This is a genomic window from Mesorhizobium sp. M3A.F.Ca.ET.080.04.2.1, from assembly GCF_003952525.1.
In the GTDB taxonomy this organism is placed as follows: Bacteria; Pseudomonadota; Alphaproteobacteria; order Rhizobiales; family Rhizobiaceae; genus Mesorhizobium.
Genome location: NZ_CP034451.1, coordinates 4674092 through 4698621 on the forward strand (window position 1 = coordinate 4674092; position 24530 = coordinate 4698621).

At 65.4% G+C, this 24530-nt stretch carries 21 protein-coding genes; 7 read left to right on the forward strand and 14 right to left on the reverse strand.

Annotation, left to right across the window (positions count from 1 at the left end; all coding sequences use genetic code 11):
• Positions 1 to 4 precede the first annotated feature (4 nt).
• From EJ074_RS22325 to EJ074_RS22335, 3 genes are read left to right on the forward strand one after another with little or no spacing between them, the layout of a single operon-like run.
• Entirely contained in the window at positions 5 to 1990 is a 1986-nt protein-coding gene (locus EJ074_RS22325; RefSeq protein WP_095804290.1) for a hydantoinase B/oxoprolinase family protein, read from the forward strand.
• Entirely contained in the window at positions 1987 to 2289 is a 303-nt protein-coding gene (locus EJ074_RS22330) for a (2Fe-2S)-binding protein (RefSeq protein WP_095804289.1), read from the forward strand. Before EJ074_RS22325 ends, EJ074_RS22330 begins: the two co-directional genes overlap by 4 nt.
• Complete coding sequence (locus EJ074_RS22335) at positions 2280 to 3644, forward strand: NAD(P)/FAD-dependent oxidoreductase (RefSeq protein ID WP_095804898.1); 1365 nt, start codon at positions 2280 to 2282, stop codon at positions 3642 to 3644. Before EJ074_RS22330 ends, EJ074_RS22335 begins: the two co-directional genes overlap by 10 nt.
• 103 nt (positions 3645 to 3747) lie before the next feature.
• Here EJ074_RS22335 and EJ074_RS22340 read toward each other — a convergent pair whose 3' ends face one another.
• A complete protein-coding gene (locus EJ074_RS22340) occupies positions 3748 to 5073 on the reverse strand; it encodes an FAD-binding oxidoreductase (RefSeq protein ID WP_095804288.1) in 1326 nt (441 codons plus the stop codon).
• A gap of 224 nt (positions 5074 to 5297) precedes the next feature.
• Between EJ074_RS22340 and EJ074_RS22345 the strand changes: the two genes are divergently transcribed.
• Positions 5298 to 5774: an Lrp/AsnC family transcriptional regulator gene (locus tag EJ074_RS22345; RefSeq protein WP_095804287.1), complete on the forward strand. Its 477-nt coding sequence runs from the start codon at positions 5298 to 5300 to the stop codon at positions 5772 to 5774.
• Positions 5775 to 5821: 47 nt separating this feature from the next.
• Here the strand turns inward: EJ074_RS22345 and EJ074_RS22350 are convergent, their stop codons facing one another.
• From EJ074_RS22350 to EJ074_RS22380, 7 genes are all read right to left on the reverse strand, one after another.
• The gene (locus tag EJ074_RS22350; RefSeq protein ID WP_095804897.1) at positions 5822 to 7471 is read right to left on the reverse strand and encodes an ABC transporter ATP-binding protein; all 1650 of its coding nucleotides are present in this window, start codon (positions 7469 to 7471) and stop codon (positions 5822 to 5824) included.
• Between the two features lie 14 nt (positions 7472 to 7485).
• Positions 7486 to 8331, reverse strand: a complete 846-nt coding sequence (locus tag EJ074_RS22355; protein ID WP_095804286.1) for an ABC transporter permease — start codon at positions 8329 to 8331, stop codon at positions 7486 to 7488.
• Between the two features lie 2 nt (positions 8332 to 8333).
• Positions 8334 to 9284, reverse strand: coding sequence for an ABC transporter permease (locus tag EJ074_RS22360; protein ID WP_095804285.1), 951 nt, complete (start codon positions 9282 to 9284; stop codon positions 8334 to 8336).
• A 91-nt stretch (positions 9285 to 9375) separates the two neighbouring features.
• Positions 9376 to 10986: an ABC transporter substrate-binding protein gene (locus EJ074_RS22365; protein ID WP_095804284.1), complete on the reverse strand. Its 1611-nt coding sequence runs from the start codon at positions 10984 to 10986 to the stop codon at positions 9376 to 9378.
• A 66-nt stretch (positions 10987 to 11052) separates the two neighbouring features.
• Positions 11053 to 11775, reverse strand: coding sequence for an HAD-IA family hydrolase (locus EJ074_RS22370; RefSeq protein ID WP_095804283.1), 723 nt, complete (start codon positions 11773 to 11775; stop codon positions 11053 to 11055).
• 239 nt (positions 11776 to 12014) lie between these two features.
• Positions 12015 to 13388: an aspartate aminotransferase family protein gene (locus tag EJ074_RS22375; RefSeq protein ID WP_095804282.1), complete on the reverse strand. Its 1374-nt coding sequence runs from the start codon at positions 13386 to 13388 to the stop codon at positions 12015 to 12017.
• A gap of 126 nt (positions 13389 to 13514) precedes the next feature.
• Positions 13515 to 14354, reverse strand: coding sequence for a GNAT family N-acetyltransferase (locus EJ074_RS22380; protein ID WP_095804281.1), 840 nt, complete (start codon positions 14352 to 14354; stop codon positions 13515 to 13517).
• A 319-nt stretch (positions 14355 to 14673) separates the two neighbouring features.
• On the opposite strand from EJ074_RS22380, the gene EJ074_RS22385 reads away from it, so the two are divergent.
• Positions 14674 to 15342 (forward strand): haloacid dehalogenase type II, encoded by a 669-nt coding sequence (locus EJ074_RS22385; protein WP_095804280.1) that lies wholly within the window; start codon positions 14674 to 14676, stop codon positions 15340 to 15342.
• A gap of 16 nt (positions 15343 to 15358) precedes the next feature.
• Positions 15359 to 16633: an FAD-binding oxidoreductase gene (locus EJ074_RS22390; RefSeq protein ID WP_129553799.1), complete on the forward strand. Its 1275-nt coding sequence runs from the start codon at positions 15359 to 15361 to the stop codon at positions 16631 to 16633.
• Between the two features lie 83 nt (positions 16634 to 16716).
• Here the strand turns inward: EJ074_RS22390 and EJ074_RS22395 are convergent, their stop codons facing one another.
• The 6 genes from EJ074_RS22395 to argE form a co-directional block, all read right to left on the reverse strand.
• On the reverse strand, positions 16717 to 18174 hold the full coding sequence (locus tag EJ074_RS22395) for an NAD-dependent succinate-semialdehyde dehydrogenase (RefSeq protein ID WP_095804278.1): 1458 nt from the start codon (positions 18172 to 18174) through the stop codon (positions 16717 to 16719).
• 17 nt (positions 18175 to 18191) lie between these two features.
• Positions 18192 to 19235: a tartrate dehydrogenase gene (locus EJ074_RS22400; RefSeq protein ID WP_095804896.1), complete on the reverse strand. Its 1044-nt coding sequence runs from the start codon at positions 19233 to 19235 to the stop codon at positions 18192 to 18194.
• Positions 19236 to 19245: 10 nt separating this feature from the next.
• On the reverse strand, positions 19246 to 20709 hold the full coding sequence (locus EJ074_RS22405; RefSeq protein WP_095804277.1) for an aldehyde dehydrogenase family protein: 1464 nt from the start codon (positions 20707 to 20709) through the stop codon (positions 19246 to 19248).
• A 148-nt stretch (positions 20710 to 20857) separates the two neighbouring features.
• On the reverse strand, positions 20858 to 21211 hold the full coding sequence (locus EJ074_RS22410) for a cupin domain-containing protein (protein ID WP_129554083.1): 354 nt from the start codon (positions 21209 to 21211) through the stop codon (positions 20858 to 20860).
• Positions 21212 to 21299: 88 nt separating this feature from the next.
• Positions 21300 to 22223, reverse strand: a complete 924-nt coding sequence (locus tag EJ074_RS22420) for a glyoxylate/hydroxypyruvate reductase A (RefSeq protein ID WP_095804276.1) — start codon at positions 22221 to 22223, stop codon at positions 21300 to 21302.
• A gap of 12 nt (positions 22224 to 22235) precedes the next feature.
• A complete protein-coding gene (gene argE / locus EJ074_RS22425) occupies positions 22236 to 23360 on the reverse strand; it encodes an acetylornithine deacetylase (protein WP_095804275.1) in 1125 nt (374 codons plus the stop codon).
• A gap of 239 nt (positions 23361 to 23599) precedes the next feature.
• Between argE and EJ074_RS22430 the strand changes: the two genes are divergently transcribed.
• Positions 23600 to 24502 (forward strand): GNAT family N-acetyltransferase, encoded by a 903-nt coding sequence (locus tag EJ074_RS22430; protein ID WP_129554084.1) that lies wholly within the window; start codon positions 23600 to 23602, stop codon positions 24500 to 24502.
• The last annotated feature ends 28 nt before the right edge of the window (positions 24503 to 24530 follow it).

Below are 24530 nucleotides of genomic sequence, written 5' to 3' on the forward strand. Positions count from 1 at the left end.
CGACATGTTCGACCGCACAAACCTTCGGGTTCTGGCCAACCATGCCCGCGCGGCCGCCGAGAACATGGCCCACACGCTGCACCGCACCGCGCACTCCGCCTTCGTCAAGGAGACGCAGGACTTCACGGTGATGCTGATGGACCGTTCAGGGGCAACTTTCGCCGTGCCGATGGAGCTCGGCGCCACCTGGTATCCGGGGCTTTCCTATCACCGCGCGATCGCGATGGTCGACGACTACCGGCCCGGAGACGTCGCCTTCACCAACGATCCCTATTCCGGTCATGTCGCCACGCACGCGCCCGACACGCATCTGTGGAAGCCGGTCTTCGTCGACGGCGAGATCGTCGCCTGGACCGGGGGGCATATCCACAACACCGACATGGGCGGTGCGGTGCCGGCCTCGCTCAGCCGGGCGCTGACGGAAATCCATCAGGAAGGCATCCGTTTCCCGCCCATGAAGCTGGTGCGGGAGGGCGTTTTCGATGAGACGATCCTCCGCATCATGAGCACCAATGTGCGCAAGCCCGACCTCAACATCGGCGACATCAAGGCGCTGGTCGGGGCGCTCAACACCGGTGAGCGCAAGATCCAGGCGATGGTGCGGAAGTTCGGCAAGGCCGGCTTCGTCGAAGGCGTCGCCGCTCTGCTCGATCATGCCGAGGCGCAGGCCCGCGACGTGCTGCGCGCCATGCCCGACGGCACCTGGGAGTTCGCCGACTATGCCGACGAGGATTCGGTCGAGGCCAATCCCTGCCGGCTGAAGCTGAGACTGACGATCAAAGGCGATGAGGCGGTGCTCGACTTCACCGGCTCCGATCCGCAGCTCGGCTCCTCGCTCAACGTGCCTTCGGGAGGCGATCCGCGCCACACCATGCTGCTGGTCGGCGTCTATTACGTGCTCTACACGCTCAACCCGAAGATCCTGCTCAATACCGGCCTGACCCGGCCGTTCACCTGCATCACCCCGCAAGGTTCGGTGCTCAATCCGGTACACCCTGCCGCTGTGGGCATGCGCTCGCTCACCTGCGCCCGGTTGCGTTCGGTCATTTTCGGCGCCTTCTCGCAAGCGGTGCCGGAACGGCTGCCGGCGGCCCCGGCCGGCAACAACTGCATCGTCAACGTGATGACTATCGATGAGCGCACCAGCCGGTCCGTCATCGCGGCGGTTAACCCGGTGGTGGGTGGCGGCGGCGCGATGCCGCATCGCGACGGCACCAACGGGTCGGGCGCCGATGCCGCCTATCTCAAGAACACGCCGATCGAGATCACCGAGACCGAGACCCCGGTCGAATTCGTGAAATACGGGCTGGCCAAGGATAGCGGCGGCGCGGGCCGCTGGCGCGGCGGGCTGGCGACGGAGATGGCCTTCCGGGTCTTTGCCCCTGACTCAAGGATCACGGCGCGCAATCGTGACCGCAGCTTCTTCCGACCTTGGGGCGTGCTGGGCGGCAAGGCGGCCGGCCTGTCGGACATGGTCGTCAATCCGGGCAGCGGCCACGAGCGGCGGCTGGGCAATATCGACACGGCGGTTCTGCAGCCCGGTGACGTGCTCGAGATCCGCTCGGCCGGCGGCGGCGGGCGCGGGAATCCGCATCAGCGCGAGCCTTGGCGGGTCGCGCAGGACGTACGGCGCGGCTATGTCTCGCCGCAAGCGGCCGAGAGCGACTACGGCGTCGCCATCCGCGACGGCGAGATCGACGAGAAGGCGACGGAGCAATTGCGCGCGCGGCAAAAGCCGTCCGACGGACATTTCCATTTCGGTCCGGAGCGCGACGGCTACGAAGCGCAGTGGACGTCCGCTGCCTATGACCGGCTTCACGCTTTGCTGGATGCGCTGCCGATCCACTGGCGGTTCTTTGCCAAGACGGAAATCTTCCGCCGCATGAAAGGCCGCTCCGGGCCGGAGGGCGTGCAGGCAGCCTTCGACGCGGTTTGCGAGCGCTTTCCCGAGCTGCCGCGGCCGCACGCTGTGCGAGAGGCCGCGGAATGACCACGGCCGGCCGCATCGTCCGGCTGGCCGAGCGCGACCGGGCAGAGGTGCAGTTCTTTCTTGACGGGCAGATGCGTGGTGCGCTGGCCGGCGACAGCGTGCTGACCGCCATGCTGGCGTCAGGGCACGCGCTGCGGCACTCCGAGTTCGGCCCCGAGCCACGCGCCGGCTTCTGCCTGATGGGGGCCTGCCAGGATTGCTGGGTGTGGCAGGAAGCGGGATCGCGCCTGCGCGCCTGCACAACCCTTGTCGCTGCAGGCATGCGGTTGCGCACGACGCCGCCGGAGAACTGGCCGTGAGCGAGGCGCCGCGGATCGTCGTCGTGGGCGCCGGTCCGGCCGGCATAAGGGCGGCCGCGACGCTGGTCGAGGCCGGGCTTCACCCGGTGGTCATCGACGAGGGGCATCGCGCGGGCGGGCAGATCTATCGCCGCCCGCCTGCCGGATTCGTCCGCACGCCAGAGCAGCTATATGGGTCCGAAGCGGCGAAGGCGCGGGCGCTGCATGCCCTCTTCGACCGGTTGGCCGAAGAGGGGCGGCTCACTTTTTGCGCCGGCAGCTCGGTCATCGCCGCGGATGGAAGGCAACTGCACCTGCTGGGAGAGGGTGGCGTTCAGGTCATCGATTATGACCGCCTGATCCTCGCCACCGGCGCGTCCGACCGAGTCGCTCCGGTCCCTGGCTGGCAGCACGCCGGCGTCTACAGCCTTGGCGCTGCGCAGATTGCGCTCAAGGCGCAGGGCGTGGCCCTTGGGCGGCGGATCGTGCTGATCGGATCGGGGCCCTTGCTGACGCTGGTCGGCGCGCAGCTTGTCAAGGCTGGGGCCAATGTGGCGGCGGTGCTCGATACCTCCTCCTGGCGCCAGCAGATGCGGGGCCTCTTGGGGCTGGCCGCCCGGCCAGTGGTGGCGTTGCGCGGCCTGGCCCTGCGGATGAGGCTCGGCCGCCGCTATCATGCCGGCGTGACGCCCGAGCGGGTCGAGGGCGAGGGGCAGGGTGTCACCGCCTTGCGCTGGCGCGATGCCGGCGGACACCAGCGTTTCACACCTTGCGACATGATAGGCCTGGGCTGGCACCTGCGGGCGGAGACGCATCTGGCCGACCTTGCGGGATGCGCCTTCGCCTATGACGAACAGTGGCAACAGTGGCTGCCGAAGACCGACGAGTTGGGCCGGGCCGGCAATGGAGTTTACCTTGCAGGCGACGGTGTCCGTCTTCTTGGGGCGGACGGAGCGGAGATCGCGGGACGACTGGCTGCGGTGGCGTGCCTTTCCGATCTCGGGCATCGAACCCCCTCGGCCAGCCCCGATCTGCGCAAGCTGGCGCGGCTGGAACGCTTTGCCCGCGGGCTGGCCCGCGCCTTCCCGTGGCCGGCCGCGATGGTGCGGGCACTCCCCGACGACGCGATCGCCTGCCGCTGCGAGAACGTGACCGCCGGAGCCGTCCGCGACGGCGCGGATCTCGGCGGCGAGGCCAACAGGGTCAAATCAATATCACGGGTCGGCATGGGGCGTTGTCAGGGGCGCTATTGCCAACTGGCGGCTGCCGAACTCGTCGCAGCGAGAGCCGGCTGCACGCCCGACGCCGTCGGCCGGTTCCGTGGGCAGGCTCCTGTCCGGCCCGTGCCCATCGGCGCATTTCTGCGGGAAGACTGATGCGATTTCGGAGGCAACGGACCTTAGAGCAGTTCACCGTTTCACGGGGACTTTTGCCGCAATTCCGGACGGAAAACCGCTACGCATTTTTCCCGGAATTGCCTCAGAAGTCGGCAACCTTGCCCCAGGCCGAAGCGTCGAAGCGCTGCGGATCGTAGGATTTCGGATCGACGATCGGTTCCGACCCGGTCAGGAGATCGGCAAGCAGGTGCCCGGCGCCGGGACCGATGCCGAAGCCGTGTCCCGAAAATCCGGCAGCCAGGATGAAACCCGGCACGGTTTGGATTTCGCCGATGGCGGGCACGCCGTCCGGGGTGCTGTCGACGTAGCCGGCCCACGCCGCGCTGATCCTGGTCTTGCGCAGTGCCGGCAAGAGGTCGAGCGCGCGAGCGTGGATCAGGCGAATGGTTCCCTGGTCCACGGCCGGGTCGAGAATGCGCATCCGTTCCATCGGAGTCGGTTGGTCGAGCCGCCAGCGTTGGAGCGTTTCGTGGCCCGAGCGCATACCCTCCAGCCCGCCGGGCGCGAGGCTGCGCCAGCGCTTCAGGAACATCGGTAGGAACTGGGGGGAGAAGCGCAGCTGCTGCGGCGTCACGTCGACGCGTCCGCGTCCGCTTATGGCGAGTGTGTAGCCGCCGTCGCCGCGCCGCGTGGACGAGATCTTCGCTGTGTGCAGCGCGTCCGGCAGGCCCTCGGCACCGGGCGAGACCGACATGATGGAGGAGCGGATCGAGGCTTGGGGAAAGCGGAAGCCGACTTGATGGCAAAAGGAGGACGCCCAGGCACCGCCGGCCAGGATCGCCGCCTTGGTGCGGATCGTGCCGTTTTCCGTGACCACGCCGCTCAGGCGTCCGCCCTCGGTTTCGAGGCCGCGCGCGGCGCAATTCTGGTTGACGCTGCCGCCGAGCTTGAGGATGGCGCGGGCGACGGCGGGCGCAGCCTGCGACGGATCGGCCGTGCCGTCGCTCGGCGAGAAGACGCCGCCTTTCCAGCTCCGGCCCGTGGCGCGGCCACGCTCGCTGGCTTCGGCGCCGTCCAGCATATGCGTGGTGACGCCGGCGGTCCTGGCGAAGTCGCGCCAGCGCGCCCAGCCGGCCAGCTCCGCCTCGTCATTGCTGAGATAGAGCAGGCCGCAGCGGCGGAAGCCGGTGTCCTCGCCGGTTTCCGCCGCAAAGCTGTCCCACAGATCGAGGCTGCGGGTCGCCATCGGCAGCTCGCGGGCGTCGCGGTTCTGCTGCCGGCACCACCCCCAATTCCTGCAGGACTGCTCGGCGCCGATATGGCCCTTTTCGACGAGCGCGACCTTCACGCCGCGCCGCGCCAGGTAGTAGGCCGCGAAGACGCCGACGATGCCGCCGCCGATCACCACCGCATCCGCGGATCGCGGCAGTTCGCTGGACGTCTCGATTTGCTGCAGCGGCGCGCGCATGGTTCTCCCTGTCTTGAAGCGCCAGTCTATCGCGTTGCGCAGGCAGCCGCTGCTGCAGTTATGGCCGGGGCAGAATTTTATTCCGGCGAACCTGGCGAAATCGAGAGTCCCTGCCTTTCAAGCCGTACCCATCCGGATGGACAGGCCGGCGGGCTGTGGTAGTCTCGGCCGTTGTTGGAAAGACAGCATTTTGTGCTGCGGTACCCTTTCCCGGAGACAGCCCCGTGAAACTGGATCGGATCGACATCAAGATTCTGCACGAGCTGCAGAAGAACGGCCGTATCACCAATGTGGAATTGGCGGAACTGGTGCATCTGTCGCCGAGCCCCTGCCTGATGCGGGTCAAGAAGCTCCAGTCGGAGGGCTACATCGAGGGCTATTCCGCGCAGGTCAATATCGGCAAGCTCGGCCAGACGCTGACCGTGTTCACCGAAATCACCTTGAAGAACCACCGCCAGGTGGACTTCGCCCGCTTCCTTGCCGTGGTGGAGAAGATCGACCAGGTCATCGAGTGCCACCTCGTCTCGGGCGGCTACGACTACCTGATGAAGTTCGTGACCTCCGGCATCGGCGAATACCAGACGATCATGGAGCGGCTGACCGACATGGACATCGGCATCGACAAGTATTTCAGCTTCGTGGTGCTGAAGTCGCCCATCGTCAAGGCGCACATGCCGCTGCCCAGCCTGTTCCCGATGTAGGCAGAAGAATTCCAGGAAGACCGTTACACGCTTTTCCTGGAATTGCTTTAGCGGTGGCCGTACTGGCTGACGAGCTCCGGGTCGCGGACGAGGCCGTCGAGCCAGGTCGGGTCGAGCTTGGGCACGGAGGAGAACAGAAGCTTGGAATAGGGGTGGGCGGGCGCCTTCACCTTGTCGGGCGTGATCTGCTCCACCCGCTCGCCATTGTACATGACCATGATCTCGTCGCAGATCGCCTCGACGACCGAAAGGTCGTGGCTGATGAAAATGTAGGAAAGCCCGAGCTCCCGCTGCAGCTCCTTGAGCAGCTCGATCACGGCGGATGCCACCACCGTGTCGAGCGCCGATGTGATCTCGTCGCAAATGATGAGCTTGGGATTTGCCGCCAGCGCGCGCGCAAAGTTCACGCGCTGCTTCTGGCCGCCCGACAGCTCCGATGGATGACGATAGCGCAATGCCCTCGGCAGGCGCACCATGTCGAGCAGTTCATCGACACGCTTCGAGCGCGCCTGCCTGTCGAGCCCGTGATAGAAGGCGAGCGGACGGGAAATGATGTCCTCGACCGGCTTGGCTGGATTGAGCGCGGTATCGGCATACTGGAAAACGATCTGCATCTCGCGCAGCTGATCCTGGCTGCGTTTCTTGGCGGCGCGTTCCAGTTGCTTGCCGTCGAAAACGATGTCGCCGGCTGCCGCCGGATGAATGCCGGCGATCACTCGCGCCAGGGTCGATTTTCCGCAGCCGGATTCGCCGATGATGCCAAGGTTGCGGCTCGTCTGCACGACCAGACTGACCGAGTCGACGGCGCGGATGCGCGGCAGTCCGTCCTCGCGCAGCGGTCCATAGCCCGCCGTCAGATTGTCGATGCTCAGCAGCGGCTTCGTTCCGGCATCCGCTTGCGCCTGCCGGGGCTTCGGTTCGAAGGCGGCCAGCAGTTCGCGGGTGTAGGGGTGCCGGGCAGCAGAGAGAATTTCGGCCGTGGTGCCGGTCTCCTGCACTTCGCCGCCCTTCAGCACCACGATGCGATCGGCGATCTGCGCGACGACCGCGAGGTCGTGGGAGACGTAGACGCCCGCTATTCCGCCCGCGCGCATGACCGACTTGAATGCCTTGAGCACGTCGATCTGCGTCGTCACGTCGAGCGCCGTCGTCGGCTCATCGAAGATGACCAGCTTGGGATCGCCAATGAGCGCCATTGCCGCCGACAGGCGCTGCAATTGCCCGCCCGAGACCTGGTGCGGATAGCGGGCGCCGATCCCTTCCGGATCTGGCAGCGACAAGGCCCTGAACAGCTCGACCGCGCGCCGTCGCGCCTGCTCGGGCGGCATCAGGCCGTGGATGCGCGTCACCTCGATCACCTGCTCCATGATCGTGGCCGAGGGGTTGAAGGAGGCTGCGGCACTTTGCGGAACATAGGCGATATCGGTGCCGCGGAACTTGGCGCAGTCCTTTTCGGAGAGCGCAGCCATGTTCCGGCCGTTGACATTGATCTCGCCCTGGGTGATCCGGCAACCCGGCCGCGCGTAGCCCATCAGCGACAGCGCCACCGTGGTCTTGCCGGAGCCGCTCTCGCCGATCAGCGCAACGATCTCGCCGTCGGCTATGTCCAGGCTGACGCCCTTGATGATCTCGACCAGACGTCCGGCGTCGGTCGTCGCCTCGATCCTCAGGTTCCTGACCTCGACGAGATTGGTCATGCGTCGCTGATCGGTCATGCGTCGCGGTCCCTGATCTTCTGCGGCAAGTTGTCGATCAGCAGGTTGACGCTGATGGTGAGGCTGGCGATCGCCAGCGAAGGCACGATGACGGCCGGGGCCGCGAATGGCAGGCCGCCGATGTTTTCGCGCACCAGCGCGCCCCAGTCGGCCAAAGGCGGCTGCAGGCCGAGGCCCAGGAAGGACAGGCCGGAAAGCAAAAGCACGATGAAGACGAAGCGCAGGCCGAAGTCGGCCAGCACCGGTCGGATGATGTTGGGCAGGATCTCCGACCCGATGAGATAGATGGTGCTTTCCCCGCGGACGCGGGCGACGGTCATGAAGTCCATGGTGTTGATGTTGACGGCGAGCGCCCGCGCGAAGCGGTAGGCGCCGGGGATGTAGATGACGGCTAGCGTCAGGATCAGCACCGGGATCGACGAGCCGACCGCGGCGACGACCACAAGCCCGAACAGCTTGCTGGGGATGGAGTTCATGGCGTCGAGGAAGCGGCTGAGGCAGGTGTCGAGCCAGCCGCCGGTGACGGCCGCGATCATCCCCAGCACCACGCCCGAAAAGCAGGCGATGGAGACGGCGGCCAGCGATATGCCGACGGTGTAGCGCGCGCCCATCAGCACCCGCGAGAGCATGTCGCGGCCCAGATAATCCGAGCCGAGCCACAGTCCCTGACGCATCGGGCCGAAGTAGTCGTCGTCGACAATATCGCCGATCGAATGAGGAATGATGTAGGGCGCGAAGATGGCGACGAGCGTCCACGCCAGGATGACCAGCGAAGCCAGGACGCCCACCAGGTTGTAGCTGTGGCCCAGGAAGGACCGCCGGGAAATTGCCGCGCGCGCCATCGTCACCTGAGCCTCGGATTGGACATGATGGCGATGATGTCGGCGGTCGTGATGAGCAAGAGATAGCCGAGGCAGAAGATCATCGCGCAGCTCTGGATCAGCGGCAGGTCACGGGTCGCGACCGCATCGACCATCAGCTTGGCAATGCCGGGATAGTTGAAGATCGTCTCCACGATGATGACGCCTCCGACCAGATAGGATAGCGAGAGTGCGACCGCATTGACGATCGGCCCCAGCGCGTTGGGAAGCGCGTGCCGGAGCACCATGCGGCTGCGCGATGCGCCCTTCAAAAGCGCCATCTCGACATAAGGCGTGGACAGCGTTTCGATCACCGCGGCGCGGGTCATGCGGATCATCTGCGCGGAGATGACGAAGGTGAGGGTGATCACCGGCATCGAATAGATGCGCACGAGATCGGTCAGCGAATGCGCCTCGTTGACCGAGGACAGGGCTGGCAGCCATTTGAGATAGACGGCAAAGAGCAGGACCGCCAGCGTCGCCACCATGAACTCTGGCACCGAGATGACCCCGATCGAAAGCACGGTGACGGTGCGGTCGTAGAGGGAGCCGCGCAGCATCGCGGCGGTGATGCCGAGCGTCAGCGCCAGCGGCACCGAGATCAGCGTGGTAATGCCGGCGAGCTTCATGGTGTTGACGAAGCGGCCGCCGATCAGCGCCGCGACGGGCATTTCATTGGCATAGGAGGTGCCGAGGTCGCCATGGAGCAGGCCCACGAGCCAGCGCAGGAAACGCAGGATGGCCGGATCGTTGAGATGCATGGCTTCACGCAGGCCGGCGACCGCCTCCGGTGTGGCGGCCTGGCCGAGGAGGATCGAGGCGGTGTCGCCGGGCAGCATGCTGGTGGCGAAAAACACCGCGAACAGGACAATCAAGAGGGTGACGACCGCAGTCGCCAGCCGCTTCAGGATGAGGTTGAGAACCTCAGACTTCATGGAAGCGCTCCCTGCGGTTGGCGTTCGGCCTAAAACAATCTTGCGCAATGCGATACCGGGGGCCGGCTGGCCGGCCCCCGGCAGGCTTCCCCTAGGCTTCGAGCCAGAGGTATTCCGCCATTGCGTAGCCCATCATGCCACCGAGCGGGTTCGCTTCCAAACCCTTCACCTTGCTGGAAAGCGCATCGACGTTGGAAATGTAAGCCGGGATGATGGTGCCGGCTTCCTCCGCGATCATGGTCTGCATCTGACCGTAGATTTCCTTGCGCTTGGCCTGGTCGAGCAGTCCGCGGGCCTCGACGAGCAGCTTGTCGAACTTCTCCGACTTGTACTGGCTCTCGTTCCAGGGTGCGTTGGAGGCGTAGAGGAGCGAGAACAGGATGTCCGGCGTCGGGCGCGGATTGATGTTGCCGAAATGGACCGGCGCCTTGAGCCAGTAATTGTCCCAATAGCCGTCGGAGGGGACGCGCTGGACGTCGAGCTTCATGCCGATATCGGCGCCGGCGGCCTGGATGATCACCGCCATGTCGATCGACGAGGTCGCGGCGTCCGAGGCGATCACAGGGATAGACTGGCCGAGCAGCCCCGCCTTGTTGAAGTGGAACTTCGCCTTGTCGGGGTCGAAAGCCTTCGGCTTGAGGTCGGCATTGTGGAAGATATTCGCCGGCGAGACCGGCTGGTCGTTGCCGACTTCGCCGAGGCCGCGCAGCGCCGATTTGACGATCTGCTCGCGATTGACGAGATACTTCATGCCGGCCACGAAGTCGGCCTTGCTGCCCGGCTCCATGTCGAGCCGGATGTTGAGATCCGTGTAGTTGCCCGAGGTCGTCTTCGACAGTTCGAAGCCCTGCTGGCTCTCCAGCAGCTTCATCGAGCGCGGATTGATCGAGGCGGCGAAATTGATGTCGCCGGAAATCAGGGCGTTGACGCGCGCGCTGTCGTCGGTGATGGCGATGAACTCGAAGGAGTCGAGGTAGGGCTTGCCCGACTTCCAGTAGTTCTTGTTCTTGGTGACCACAGAGCGCACGCCGGGTTCGAACGTCTGCAGCACGAAGGCGCCGGTGCCATTGCCCTTGGAAAAGTCGGTGGTGCCATCCGCGACGATCATGAAATGGTGCAGCGCCAGGATGGTCGGGAGATCGGCATTCGGATCGGCAAGCGTGATTTCGACGGTCGACTTGTCCACTGCCTTGAAGCCGGTCATCTGCGCGGCGATCTTGGCGACCTTGGAGCCGACGGCCTTGTCGAGATGGCGCTTCAGCGAGAACACGACGTCGTCGGCGGTGAGATCCTTGCCGTCATGGAAGGTGACGCCCTTGCGCAGCTTCACGGTCCAGGTCTTGGCGTCCTTGCTGTCGAAGCTCTCAGCGAGCTCCATCTGCGTCTTGCCGTCCTTGTCGAGGAACGTCAGGCGGTTGTAGAGCGAGCAGCAGCGGACATAGTCGGTCGAGAGCGACGCCTTTGCCGGATCGAGCGTATCGGCGGTCGAGGACGACCAGCCGGCCGCCTTGAAATTGCCGCCAGAAACCGGCGTTGCGGCAACGGCCTGGGTGGCACGGCCGAGGACGGTGCCGCCAGCCGCGATCGCGGCGCCGCCGGCCAACAGCATCTTGAGGAGTTCGCGGCGGCTCGCGCCGCGGCGGATGGCATTTTCGACCATGGCATCGTCTGCCCTGGTCCAGTTCGTGATCTTGTCGGTCATGTCATTCCCCTTTCGGTTGATTTCGCCCGGGATGCTTGTCTTTCTGCGCGCTTTCCGGGCTTGGGCTCAGGTTCGTTCCTTCAGGCTTTCCCGCACGGCCATGGCAAAGGCGGCCATCGACGTGAAGTGGTAATCCGGCACGGTAAAGCGCTCGGGCTCGATCGTGCCACCATAACCCTTCTGGGCATGCCGGCGCTCGATCCAGCAGTTGGTCAGGCCAAGCGCGCGGGATATGCCGATGTCGTGATGCTGGCTTTGCGCGACATGCAGAATGTCGTTCTTGCTGTCGCCCCGGGAGGCCACGAAGTCGAACACCTTCTGGAAAAACGCCGGGTCCGGCTTTTCGGTGCCGGTGTCGTCGGCTGTGAAGGTGGCGAAGAATGGCGATCCAAGCTGGAGCTCGAAGTGATCGAGCGCCCAGCGCCGCGCATTGGTCATGGCGATCAGCTTGTGGGATTTCGCAAGGTCGGCCAAGGCGGCTGCGCTGTCGGGGAAGCCTTTCCAGGCGCCGGCGGAATCCCGCAGGCGAGCGCCGAACTTCTCCTCGGCTGGCAGGCCGAGCTGCGGCGCAATGACCATGTAGACACGTGCAAGGTCGTCGGGAAACAGGCCAGCCTCGGGCATGTAGCGGGCTTGGCGGTAGAGGGTCAGCGCTTCCTCACCGTCGACGGAAACGCCAGCCTCGGCGGCGATCCCGGCCAGGCAGGCCGTGATGCCGCCTTCGAAGTCGATCAGCGTGCCGACGACATCGAAGGTGACGTATTTGAACTCGCTGAAGGCCCTGGCCAAGAACTAGCTCTCCTCTGCGGGCGGCCGAATTGCATCGTGCTGAACAGAACAAAATTCCGTACTGTCCGGAGCGTCGGCTTTCTTCACAAGCCCGGAAATCCGAGCTTTCTGGCCTTGTCTTGAAAGCAGTCTGGCACTTCCCCCGCGCTGGATACGCCGAAATGGCGCAGGGCTGCGGCACAAAATTGCGAAATCGTCTGCCCCGGCGACATTTCGAAACACGAGGTATTCGCCGCCCGTCACGCCAGAGCCTTGCGGACATCAGGATCGTCCAGAGTCTGGTCAAGCGTGCGTTGCGTACGCTCGATGATTGCATCGATGTCGCTATCCGTGCAGCACAGCGGAGGCGCATAGCCAAGAACGCCCTGCGCGAAGGCGCGGATGATGAGGCCGTTGTCCCACGCCCTGTCGAAGACGCGCCGCGCCGGCATGGCCGACGCGGGAAGCGGCGTCTTCTTCTGCTTGTCCACCACCAGTTCGATCGCGGCAAGCATGCCGCGGCCGCGTACATCGCCGACGAGCGGATGGTCCTTCAGCTCCTCCAACCCTGCCATCAGGCGGGCGCCGGCCCTGATGCCGTTTTCCAGAAGGCCGTCTTCATAGAGCTTCAGCACCTCGAGCGCGACGGCTGCGCTGACCGGATGGGCTGAATAGGTGTAGCCATGGCCGACCGCAGAGCCGCCCGCGGCATCGGCGATGACATTGTAGACATGGTCGGCCATGAAGACGGCGCCCATCGGAACATAGCCCGATGTCAGCCCCTTCGCGGTCGTCATGAAATCCGGAACGATGTCCTCCTCGGTGCAGGCGAACAGCGGCCCCGTGCGGCCGAATCCGGTGATCACCTCGTCGGCGATGAACAGGATGCCGTGCTCCCGGCAGAGTTCGCGCATCGCCTTGATCCAGCCTTTCGGCGGAACGATAACACCGCCCGAGCCCTGGATCGGCTCGGCATAGAAGGCGGCGACCCGCTCCGGCCCGATCTCCTCGATCTTCGCCTTCAGCGCGGCAAGCGACGCCGAAATGATCGCGCTGCCATCCTCGCCTACGGGGTTGCGATAGGGGTAGGGGGAGGGGATCTTGTGCTGCCACTCGAAGGGAATGCCGAAACCGGCGTGGAAGGCAGGCAAGGCGGTCAGGCCGGCACCGACCACCGACGAGCCGTGGTAACCCTGCTCGATGGAGATGAACTGGTCGCGCTGCGGCTCGCCCTTGGCATGCCAGTAGTAGCGGACGAAACGGATCGTGCTGTCGATCGCGTCCGACCCGCCGAGCGTGAAATAGACGTGGTTCAGGTCTCCAGGGGCCCGCTCGGCCAGTTCCGAGGCTAGCCGGATGGCCGGCTCCGAGCCAAGGTCGAAATAGGCGGTGGCGTAGGGAAGCTCGCGCATCTGCCGGGCGGCGGCTTCGACGATGCTGTCATGGCCATAGCCGGCATTGACGCACCAAAGCCCGGCGAAGCCATCGAGAAGTTGCCGGCCGGACGCATCGGTCACGGTGGCGCCCTTTGCCGATTTCAGCACCCGCACGCCGAGCGCCTCATGGCCGCGATATGAGGCGACCGGATGGATGAGATGGGCGCGGTCGAGTTCGACCAGGGAATTGGCGAGCATTGTTGTCCTCCGCTAGAGCATGATGCCGAAAGGTGGGAAGCGGCTTTCGGACGACATCATGCTCTGTCTCCTTGATTTAGAGCCGGATTCCGATCTCGGATCGACCCGATATGAAATCATCCGGTTCTAGCCGAGCGCCTGGTTGGCGAGGGCGTAGACTTTAGGTCGGGCCTGTTCCGCGGCCGTCCTGGGCGGGCGGTCCATGGCGACGCCGCCGCCGACATGGGCGAGGCCTATTTCGGTCAGCCAACCGGCGATGCCGGTCCTGCTGTCGGTATCCACGCGCAAGAAGGCGCCGGGGCGCGCAGCGGCGAAGTAGCCGATCAGCGCCTTGGCATCCACGGCACTTGCGGCGATCACCGGACCGACCACTTCGCCACGCCCGAACGGGCGGATCGCGGCGTAAGCCTCGATGACGCCATTGCGGCGGATGACCGCGAAGCCTCCGCGTTCGGCAATCGCGTCGATCAGCGCCTCACGGTCCGCGCCATAGGCGTCGCGGTCGAGCGCCTTGATTTCCGCAAGATCGTCGGCGCCTGCCGTCTCGACGCCGGCGGGCGCGCCAAGCGCCGCAACCTTGCCCTGGTGCTGCTGGATCGTGCCGGACGGCACGAAGCCCAGCTTCTGATAGAGCGGCATGCCGTCGGCCGTTGCGACGAGCCGCAGCGGGCGCTCGCCCGCAAGGGCGAAGGCCTGTTGCATCAGCCGGCGGCCCAGCCCCTTGCCTCGCTCATTGCTGTCGACGATCACCATGTTGATCATGGCGCAATCCGCACCGTAGGGAGTGACCAGGATGGTTCCGGTGACGCGCCCCCGGTCGTCGAGGGCGACCGCGCCGCTGGAGAGCTGCAGCGCCATCTGCCAATCCTGCGGGCGATGCGGCCAATTCTCCTGGCGAGACAGCGCCACAGCGCCCTCTATATGGTGCGGCTCGAATGCCTGGAGTTCGGTCTCGCTCTGCTGCATGAGGATACTCTCGGGTCTGAACCCAAGTCTCCGACATCGGCGCGCCGCAGATCGACTGAAGGCCTTGGTTTCGGCAGTATCTTTCGCCGTAGCGAGAGGGATGCGCCGCATCTTCTGCTGACGCCGATCTGGCGGTGCTTTTTCAGGCTGCGGGCCGGCGCTCCGATCGACGGGCAAGATGCTACAGCGTGCCAAACGGAGCCGCGCATACGGAACTTTCTGCTTTCGGGAGGCAGATTTCGGTCAGGTCGGCCACCGCCTGCCGGCCTATGATGAAAGGCATCCAAACGCGGATGTGCTTCCACCGGAGATCGAGGACATGGCTTCTTTCAGGCCCAAATACATCACCTTCGACTGCTACGGCACGTTGACCAATTTCCAGATGGCAGAAGCGGCGCGCGACCTCTACGGCAGCCGGCTCGACGAGCCGCGCATGCAGGAGTTCATCAAGAATTTCGCGGCGTATCGGCTGGACGAGATCCTGGGCGACTGGAAGCCATATGCCGATGTCATCCACAATGCGCTCGAGCGCACCTGCAAGCGCAACGGCGTCGCCTTCAGTTCCGACGAGGCCAGGATAGTATATGAGCGCGTCCCGAGCTGGGGACCTCACGCCGACGTTCCGGCCGGCCTGGCGAAGGTCGCCAAGGAAATCCCGCTTGTCATCCTGTCCAACGCCATGAACGCGCAGATCATGTCCAACGTCGAGAAGCTCGGCGCGCCGTTCCATGCCGTCTACACGGCCGAGCAGGCACAGGCCTACAAGCCGCGCTTTAAGGCTTTCGAATACATGTTCGACAAGCTGGGCTGCGGCCCGGAAGACATCCTTCACTGTTCGTCCTCATTCCGCTACGACCTGATGTCGGCACACGACCTCGGCATCAAGAACAAGGTCTGGGTCAATCGCGGCCACGAACCGGCCAACCCCTATTACGGCTATGTGGAGATCGCCGACATTTCCGGTCTCCCCGGCGTGGTCGGACTTTGAGACAGGCGATTTGCCGATGAAGCTGGTCTCCTACTGGCACGACACGGCTCCTGTCTTTTCCGGTGGGGCGCAAGGCCCGGTGGAGGGGCACTACGATGCCGCGATCATCGGCGGCGGCTTCACGGGTCTCGCCGCGGCGCGCCAGCTGGCAAAGGCTGGCGCGAAGGTGGTGGTGCTGGAGGCGGAGCGGGTGGGCTGGGGCGCATCCGGACGCAACGGCGGGCACCTCAACAACGGCCTCGCCCACAGCTACCTTTCGGCTAAGGCGGAGCTCGGCAAGGAGCGCGCAATTGCGCTCTACCGGGCGCTGGACGACTCCGTCGACACGATCGAGGCGCTGGTCGCGGAGGAAGGCATCGATTGCGACTTCCGCCGCGCCGGCAAGTTGAAGCTTGCCTCCAAGCCGCAGCATTTCGAAGCGATCGCCCGCAACTTCGAAGCCGTCCATGCCGAAGTGGATCCGGATACGGCGCTGCTGTCTGCGGCCGACCTCAAGACCGAGATCGGCTCGCCCTTCCATGGCGCGATGCTGTCGAGGAAGAGCGCCATGATGCATATGGGCCGCTATGTGGCGGGCCTGGCCACGGCCGCCGCCCGCCACGGCGCCGTCATTCACGAGAACGCGGCGGTGACGGACCACAGGCAGGCCGGCGGCAGGCATGAGCTGACCACCTCCCGAGGCCGGATCAGCGCCGACAATGTGCTGGTGGCGACCGGCGCCTACACGACGCCGAATTTCGGCTATTTCCGCCGCAGGATCATCTCGGTGGGCAGCTTCATCATCGCCACGCGGCCGCTCAGCGATGCCGAGATCGCCGCCACCATGCCGGGCAACCGGACATGCGTGACCTCGATGAACATCGGCAACTACTTCCGGCTTTCGCCCGACAACCGGCTGATCTTCGGCGGCCGCGCACGCTTCTCGGCGACGTCGGACCAGCGCTCCGACGCCAGGAGCGGACAAATATTGCGGGCCAGCCTTGCCGCTATCTTCCCGCAGCTCGCCAAGGTCGAGATCGACTATTGCTGGGGCGGGCTGGTCGACATGACCAAGGACCGTTTCCCGCGCGCCGGCTACCATGACGGGGTCTGGTACGCGATGGGCTATTCCGGCCACGGTGCGCAGCTTTCGACCCATCTCGGAATGATCCTGGCCGATGCCATGCTCGGCCGGGAGGACCGCAATCCGATGAAGGGAGTCGAGTGGCCGTCCATCCCCGGCTATTCGGGCAAGCCCTGGTTCCTGCCGATGGTCGGCCTCTACTACAAGGCGCTTGACTGGGTGCAGTAGGGAGTAGGCAGTAGGCAGTAGGCAGTAGGCAGTAGGCAGTAGGATGGTGTTTTCCTATTCCCTATTGCCTGCTGCCTATTCCCTTACTCGCCTATTCCCATATGGAAGCTTTTCATCTCCAGATATTCCTCGATGCCGGCCTGCGCACCTTCGCGCCCGAGGCCGGACTGCTTGACGCCGCCGAAGGGGGCTATCTCCATCGAGACCGAGCCGGTGTTGAGCCCCACCATGCCGAATTCCAGCGCCTCGCCGACGCGCCAGGCGCGTTTGAGGTTTTCGGTGTAGAAGTAGGAGGCCAGCCCGTAGGGCGTGCCGTTGGCCAGCGCGATCGCCTCCTCTTCCGTCTCGAACCGGAACAGCGGCGCGACGGGGCCGAATGTTTCCTCGGCGGCGAGCTGCATTTCGTTCGTGGCGCCGGTCAGCACCAGCGGCGCGACATACTGCGGACCCTCGGGCAGAGGCGGGCTCTTCGTGACGATCTCCGCACCCTTGGCGAGCGCATCCTCCACATGGCGGTTGATCTTCTCGACCGCCGCCGTGTTGATCATCGGTCCGATGGCGACGCCGGCTTGAGTGCCCGGCCCAACCGTCATGGCGTTGACGCGGGCGCTGAGCTTGGCGGCGAAGGCCTCATAGACCCCGGCCTGGACGAGAATGCGGTTGGCGCAGACGCAGGTCTGGCCGCCATTGCGGAACTTCGAAGCGAGCGCGCCCTCGACGGCGAGATCGAGATCGGCGTCGTCGAAGACGATGAAGGGCGCGTTGCCGCCGAGCTCGAGGCTGAGCCGCTTCACGCTGTCGGCCGCGCCGCGCATCAACAGCGAGCCGACCCGGGTCGATCCGGTGAAGGAGATCTTGCGCACGGTCTGGTTGGCCATAATCTCGTTGCCGATCCCGGCCGGCATGCCGGTGACGATGTTGATGACGCCGGGGGGGATGCCCGCCCGTTCGGCGAGCACGCCGAGCGCCAGCGCCGAATAGGGCGTGAACTCGGACGGCTTGATGACCACCGTGCAGCCGGCGGCCAGTGCCGGCGCCACCTTGCGGGTGATCATCGCGTTGGGGAAATTCCACGGCGTGATGATGCCGCAGACGCCGACGGGTTCCTTCAGCACGATGATGCGCCGATCGGGCGTGGGCGCGGGGATGGTATGGCCGTTGATCCGGCGGGCTTCCTCGGCGAACCATTTGACGAAGGAGGCGCCGTAGCGGATCTCGCCCTTGGCCTCGTCCAGCGGCTTGCCCTGTTCCGTCGTCAGGATCAGCGCCAGATCGTCCAGATGCTGAAGCATCAGGGCATGCCAAGCCTCCAAGAGGGCGGCGCGTTCGGCATTGGTCCTCTTCCTCCAGCCTCGATAGGCGGAGGCCGCGGCCTCTATGGCCGCACGGGTCTCCGGACCGTCCATGTCGGGCACAGTGCCGATCGCGACTTGCGTCGCCGGATCGATGACATCGACCGTCCTGCCGGAGCCGGCAGCGACCCATTCGCCGCCGATCAGGCCGGCCTCGCGGAACAGACTTTTGTCTTTCAAGCTCTGCATCGGAAACGACCTTGCTATCAGGTGAGGGCCGCGACGACGGCGGCCGTGATGGCATCCGTGCGGTCCTTGCCGGGAGTGGTGCCTATGCCGCGCGCGGTCGTCGCCTCGATCGCCTTGATGACGCGGACGGCCGAATCTTTTTCACCGAGGTGATCGAGCATCATCGCGCCGGACCAGATGGCTGCGATCGGATTGGCGATGCCGAGATGGGCGATGTCGGGCGCGGAGCCGTGCACCGGCTCGAACATGGAGGGTGCGGAGCGGTCGGGATTGATGTTGGCGGAGGCAGCGTAGCCGAGACCGCCCTGGATCGCAGCGCCGATGTCGGTCAGGATATCGCCGAACAGATTGGAGGCGACGAGCACGTCGAGGCTCTCCGGCGCCATGATCATGCGCGCGGCGAGCGCGTCGACGTGATAGCTCGTCACTTCGACGTCCGGATACTCCGCGGCCAGCCTGCGCGTGATCTCGTCCCAGAAGACCATCGAGTATTTCTGAGCGTTGGACTTGGTCACGGAGGCCAGCCTGCCTCGCCGCGCCCGCGCCTGCTCGAAGCCGAAGCGCAGGATGCGCTCGACGCCGGTGCGGGTGAAGATCGAGGTCTCCACGGCGACCTCGTCCAGCGTGCCCTGATGCACCCGCCCGCCGGCGCCAGAATATTCGCCCTCGGTGTTCTCGCGGATGCACAATATGTCGAAATTTTCGGCCCGCAGCGGACCCGTCACGCCCGGCAGCAGGCGGTGCGGCCGGATATTGGCATATTGCACGAAGGCTTTGCGGATCGGCAGCAGCAGGCCATGGAGCGAGACGGAATCCGGCACCACCGCCGGCCAGCCGACCGCACCGAGAAGGATAGCGTCGAAGCCGCGCAAGGTCTCGATGCTGTCCTCCGGCATCATGCGGCCGGTCTCCTTGAAGAAGCGGCACGACCAGGGGAATTCGGTTCCGGTCAGGGCAAAGCCGGAGTGCTTGGCCACCGTTTCCAGCACCGTCCAGGCGGCGGTGGTCACGTCGGAGCCAATGCCATCACCGGGGATCAGAGCTATCGAGTAGGATTTCATCGGCATCTCTTCACAGGCTGATCAGGACGCTCTTGGTCCTGCGATTGGCGAGGTAGGCCTCGCGGCCAAGGTCCTTGCCGATGCCGGATCGCTTGTAGCCGCCGGTCGGCAGGATGTGGTCGCGCGAGCGCGAGTAGCGGTTGATCCAGACGGTGCCCGCCTCCAGCTTGCGCGCGAGACGGATCGTGCGGGACAGGTCGGCGGTGAACAGGCCGGAGGCCAGCCCATAGGTCGGATGGCTGGACAGCGCCAGCGCCTCTTCCTCGGTCTCGAAGGTCTGGACGGTCAGGACCGGGCCGAAGATCTCCTCGACGATCGCCGGATTGGCCTGATCGGCATTCGCAATCAGTGTCGGCTCGTAGAAATAGCCGGGGCTCTCCATGGCGCCGCCGCCGGTCAGGCATTCGCCGCCGGCTTCGATCGCGGCCCGCACGAGGGCGTCGACACGCGTGCGCTGCCGGTCCGAGATGATCGGCGAGTACTGCGTCGCCTCGTTCCAGGTGGGAGCGGGCCGCATCGCCTTCATCCGCTCCACGATGGCCACGGTCAGCCTTTCGGCGACGCTGTTCTCGACGATCAGGCGCGTCCCGGCCACGCAGGCCTGGCCGGCGTTGAAGGTCACGCTGCCGGCGATCGCAGTCGCCGCCTTGTCGAGATCGGCATCGGCAAAGACGAGCTGAGGACTCTTGCCGCCTAGCTCCAGCGTCATCGGCTTGACGCCGGTGCGGGCGACGTTCTCCATGATCGCCGAGCCGGCGCGGGTCGAGCCGGTGAAACTGACCTTGGCGATGTCGGAGTGGCCGGTCAGTGCCGTGCCGGTGGTTGGCCCGTCGCCGAGCACCACGTTGACGAGCCCTGCCGGCAGGCCAGCCCTGACGGCGAGCTGCGCCATGTAGACGGCCGAGAACGGCGTCATCTCGGAGGGTTTCAGCACGACCGCATTGCCCGCGGCCAGCGCCGGGCCGAGCTTCCAGCCGGCCATCGAGATGGGGAAATTCCAGGGCGTGATCGCGCCGACCACGCCATAGGGCTCGCTGACGATCATGCCGAGACTGGCGTCGTCGGTCGGCACGAGTTCGCTGCCTTCCTTGTCGGCGAATTCGGCAAAGAAACGGATCTGCTCCGCGGTCACGGCAATGTCGCCGGCGACGATCTGACCAACGGGCCGGGTGGAGCACAGGGCCTCGATTTTGGCGAGGCTTTCGGCTTCCAATTCGATGAGGTCAGCCCAGGCCTGGAGCGCCCTGGTGCGCTCGCGCGGCCGAACGCCGCCCCAGTTGCTGGCCTTCAGCGCCGACTTGGCGCTTTCCACGGCACGGTCGACCACGTCCACGCCGGCCACCGGGCAGGCCGCATATGCCTTGCCATCCGAAGGCCGCCGCATCTCGATTGCGCCCGCAACGGAGAGCAGTTCCCCGCCGATGAAGTGGCCGAGAGGAAGGGAGATCGTGTCGGGATCGAAGCTCAGGCTCATTGGCGATCACTCTGCAGCATCGTCCCGAGCCTAGCGCGTGCCGGCGCGCAGCATGCACCGTTCGGTGCTCCGCCACCGACGAATGTTGCGTGCCGGGAGCAGGGGACGGCAAAATCTTCCGCGCAGGCCGGCCCTCGCGCGGACCTTATCACCCTACCGTCACGTAGATCTTGCGCACGGTTTCGACGGTTTTCCAAATGCCGGTGAAACCGGGCTTCATGACGAAGCTGTCGCCGGCGCGATAGGTCACCGTCTCGCCGCCATCGGGCGTGATTTCGACCACGCCGGAGAGGATGTGGCAGAACTCGAAAGTCTCCCCCTTGATCGAGCGCGTCTCGCCCGGCGTCGCCTCCCAGACGCCGGTATGGACGAGGTCATCCTTGGCGACGTCCTGCGCCCAGGTCTTGAAAGCAGGGTTGCCGGCAATCAGCCGCTCGGGCAACGCCTTGGATTCGCGCGGCGGAAAAGCTGGGTTGGTGTCGACGGTCTTGAGCAAGGACAAGGAAAAACCTTTCATGGTGGATCTTACAGTCTTTGTTTTGATGCATGTCGTTGTCCCAGAACCGCTGCACCCTTCTGGGCGAGATGCATTAATAGCCTCGCGTCCGGTCGACGAGCCCGATGGGGTCGAGGCCGGCGCGATGGCGCCTGATGTTGTCGATGACGGCGCGCGCGGCGGTCGTCGGCTGGGCAACGCTGGCGACATGCGGGGTCAGCATGATCTTCGGATGCGACCAGAATGGATGCCCCGCCGGGAGCGGTTCCGGATCGGTCACGTCGATCATCGCCGCCGAGAGGTGATCGCTGTCGAGGGCGGCGACGAGCGCTTCGTGGTCGAGCTGCGGGCCCCGTCCCGTCTGGACGAGCGACGCCCCCTTGGGCAGTTTCGCCAGCAGCTCGGCATTGAGGAAGCCGCGCGTCTCACCGGTCAGCGGCAACAGGCAGACCAGTATGTCGCTGGCCGGCAGCATTGTCTCCAGCCCCGACACGCCGTCATGGCAGGCCACGCCATCGATCTGCCGCGGCGAGCGGCTCCAGCCGGCGAGCGGAAAGCCGAACGGCTTCAGCCGATCGAGCACGGCCTGGCCGAGCTGCCCGAGGCCAAGCACTCCGATCCGGCGCGACCCGGCCTGGAGCTGCGGGATATCACGCCATTCGCCGGCGCGCTGCTGGGCAAGATAGGCCGGCAGGTTGCGGTGCAGGGCAAGCACGGCAAGCGTGGCGTATTCCTGCATCATGCGGATGATACCTTCCTCGATCATGCGCACGACCTTCACATTCGCAGGCACTTCGTCGAAACGGAACTGGTCGACGCCGGCGCCGATGGAAAACAGGATGTCGAGATTCCTGTAGCGGGCGAGATCAGCCGGCGCGGTCCAGGTGATCAGGTAACGCACGGCCTCGGGATCGACCGTCGCGGCGTCCATCGCGAAGGGCAGGTCCGGCAGTTCCCTGGCCAAGGCCTCGGCGAAGACCGCGCCACGGCGCGCATCGGAGTTGAACAGAAATGTCATTCGGTTGCTCCTTCAAGCCGCGCAACGCGCGGCGAGCGCCTCGATCATCCGCTGGCAGGCGGCGAGTTCGCTGGCGAGAATGTATTCGTCCGGCTTGTGGGCGCGATCGATATCGCCGGGCCCGCAGATGATGGCATCGAAACCGGCAGCCTGGTAGAGCCCGGCCTCAGTGCCATAGCTGACGGCGGCGAGCGGCGCTTGGCCAGTCAGCTCGTGCAGCAACGCCGCCAATGGCGCGTCCTGCGGCAGTGACAGCGCCGGATAGGCGCTCATCGCCGTCCACTCGACCTGAAAGCCGTCCTCTGCGCAGGCTTCGGCCCTTGCCTTGACCGGCGAGAGCAGGCTGGCCGGGTCGATGCCGGGGATGGCCCGCGCTTCCAACTCCAGCGTGCAGGTGGCGGGAATGATGTTGACCGATTGACCGCCCGCGACCACGCCCGCCTGCAGCGTGGAATAGGGTGGCTCGAAGGCCGGATCGAACGGACCATGCGTCATGCGCTCGGCTTCGCTCACGGCCGCGCTCAACGCATCGGCCATGGCGTGGATTGCATTGAGCCCGAGATCGGGCCGCGAGGAGTGGCCGGTGCGCCCACGGATCGTCGCGCGGGCGGCAGCCTTGCCCTTGTGGCCGCGCACGGCGCGCATCCCGCTCGGCTCGCCCACCACGACGCCGAGCGGCTTTGCGCAAAGCTCGGGAAGTCGGGCGATCAGGTGCGGCACGCCGCGGCATCCCACCTCCTCGTCGTAGGAGAAGGCGAGATGGATCGGTCTGGCAAGACGAAGTCGCGCCAGCGCAGGCAAAGCCGCCAGCGCAGAGGCAAGGAACCCCTTCATGTCCGTGGCGCCGCGTCCGTGGAGCCGTTCGCCGTCCCGGCGCAGCGCGAAAGGGGGCGAACTCCATTGCGGCTCCCCGGCGGGAACCACGTCCATATGGCCGGAGAGGATATAGCCCGGGACATCGGCAGGGCCGATCGTGGCGAAAAGGTTGGAACGGTCGCCTTCCGGCCCGGGGAGCACAGTGACCCGCGCCCCGCGCTCTGCGAGGTGGGTCTCGATCCAGCCGACGATGTCACCGTTCGGTTTGCCGGCGACCGATGGAAAGGCGACGAGACGGTCGAGGATATCGAAGACGTCCATTCCGGTCCTCAAGGCATTTCGGATTGGCGCGGTCGCTGCCGCCGACCACACGCTTGCACAGTGCCGGAAAGGATGTGCGTGTCCATTCGCGATTGCGTGCCGAAAGCGGAAGTGTTTCAGTCGAATCTTGCGTTGGCGCGCGGCTTTCGAGCAAATCGTATCGGTCTTGTTGTTTAGCGTTGGCAGGGCAGAGGGCGATCTTCGGCGCGTCGCTCTCAATCCAGCGATCTTTCAGAGGCATGAAAGTGAAGCCGTCCGAAAGCTTGAAAATCGATGCGTTCTCGATGCGGATCGGCGACGTGGAAGCCGTCGAACTCGACCGGCTGCATGCGCTCTCCCTCGCCGTCGGATGGCCGCATCGGGCCGAAGACTGGCAATTCCTGCGCGAAGCGGGACAGGGTTTCGTGGTGCTCGACGAGATCGGCCGGGTCCTTGGTTCCGCCATGTGGTTCGCGCATGGCGCCGATTTCGCGACCGTCGGCATGGTCATCACCTCGCCGCGGCTTCAGACGCAGGGGGCGGCGCAATGGCTGATGAAGCGGATCCTCGATCAAGTTGGGAAGCGCAACCTGCGCCTCAACGCGACGCGGGCGGCAAGACGGCTTTACCTTTCGCTCCATTTCCATGCGGAGAAGACCGTCTATCAACATCAGGGGACCGCCGACGCGACCAGGTCGGCTGGGGTGGACGGCGCGCGCGGTGAGATACGTCCGCTACGGGTGGAGGATCTGCCGGCGATCATCGCGCTCGACGCCGCAGGTTTCGGCGTGCGCAGGACAAATCTTATCGAAAAGCTGTTCGGCCAGTCGGTGGGCTACGGACTCCTTGATGAGGGAGAGCTAAGGGCCTTCGCCCTTTGCCGGCCGTTCGGCCGCGGCCACGTCATCGGCCCGGTGATGGCCAACACGGACGACGATGCCATCGCCGTGGTCCGGCCGCATGTGGTCGAACATTCGGGCAGCTTTCTCAGAGTGGACACTCATATGGAGAGCGGCAAGTTCGCCGCATTCCTGTCGAACAGCGGCATGCCGGTCTTCGACACCGTGCTGACCATGTCACGGGGCAAACGCCTGGCCGACTATGCCGCCGGCGACAGCCCACCAACGAGCGCCTATGCGCTTGCCAGCCAAACGCTTGGATGAATAGTCCGGCGTCCCGACTGGCCGAAGT

Excerpts from the sequence above, each read along its gene's own strand:
- EJ074_RS22385 (WP_095804280.1), top strand. The coding sequence starts at position 14,674 with ATGGCTTCTTTCAGGCCCAAATACATCACCTTCGACTGCTACGGCACG.
- EJ074_RS22420 (WP_095804276.1), bottom strand. The coding sequence starts at position 22,223 with ATGACATTTCTGTTCAACTCCGATGCGCGCCGTGGCGCGGTCTTCGCC.
- EJ074_RS22330 (WP_095804289.1), top strand. The coding sequence starts at position 1,987 with ATGACCACGGCCGGCCGCATCGTCCGGCTGGCCGAGCGCGACCGGGCA.
- EJ074_RS22350 (WP_095804897.1), bottom strand. The coding sequence starts at position 7,471 with ATGACCAATCTCGTCGAGGTCAGGAACCTGAGGATCGAGGCGACGACC.
- EJ074_RS22395 (WP_095804278.1), bottom strand. The coding sequence starts at position 18,174 with ATGCAGAGCTTGAAAGACAAAAGTCTGTTCCGCGAGGCCGGCCTGATC.
- EJ074_RS22325 (WP_095804290.1), top strand. The coding sequence starts at position 5 with ATGTTCGACCGCACAAACCTTCGGGTTCTGGCCAACCATGCCCGCGCG.
- EJ074_RS22365 (WP_095804284.1), bottom strand. The coding sequence starts at position 10,986 with ATGACCGACAAGATCACGAACTGGACCAGGGCAGACGATGCCATGGTC.
- EJ074_RS22375 (WP_095804282.1), bottom strand. The coding sequence starts at position 13,388 with ATGCTCGCCAATTCCCTGGTCGAACTCGACCGCGCCCATCTCATCCAT.
- EJ074_RS22405 (WP_095804277.1), bottom strand. The coding sequence starts at position 20,709 with ATGAGCCTGAGCTTCGATCCCGACACGATCTCCCTTCCTCTCGGCCAC.
- EJ074_RS22360 (WP_095804285.1), bottom strand. The coding sequence starts at position 9,284 with ATGAAGTCTGAGGTTCTCAACCTCATCCTGAAGCGGCTGGCGACTGCG.
- argE (WP_095804275.1), bottom strand. The coding sequence starts at position 23,360 with ATGGACGTCTTCGATATCCTCGACCGTCTCGTCGCCTTTCCATCGGTC.
- EJ074_RS22430 (WP_129554084.1), top strand. The coding sequence starts at position 23,600 with ATGAAAGTGAAGCCGTCCGAAAGCTTGAAAATCGATGCGTTCTCGATG.
- EJ074_RS22380 (WP_095804281.1), bottom strand. The coding sequence starts at position 14,354 with ATGCAGCAGAGCGAGACCGAACTCCAGGCATTCGAGCCGCACCATATA.
- EJ074_RS22400 (WP_095804896.1), bottom strand. The coding sequence starts at position 19,235 with ATGAAATCCTACTCGATAGCTCTGATCCCCGGTGATGGCATTGGCTCC.
- EJ074_RS22355 (WP_095804286.1), bottom strand. The coding sequence starts at position 8,331 with ATGGCGCGCGCGGCAATTTCCCGGCGGTCCTTCCTGGGCCACAGCTAC.
- EJ074_RS22390 (WP_129553799.1), top strand. The coding sequence starts at position 15,359 with ATGAAGCTGGTCTCCTACTGGCACGACACGGCTCCTGTCTTTTCCGGT.
- EJ074_RS22340 (WP_095804288.1), bottom strand. The coding sequence starts at position 5,073 with ATGCGCGCGCCGCTGCAGCAAATCGAGACGTCCAGCGAACTGCCGCGA.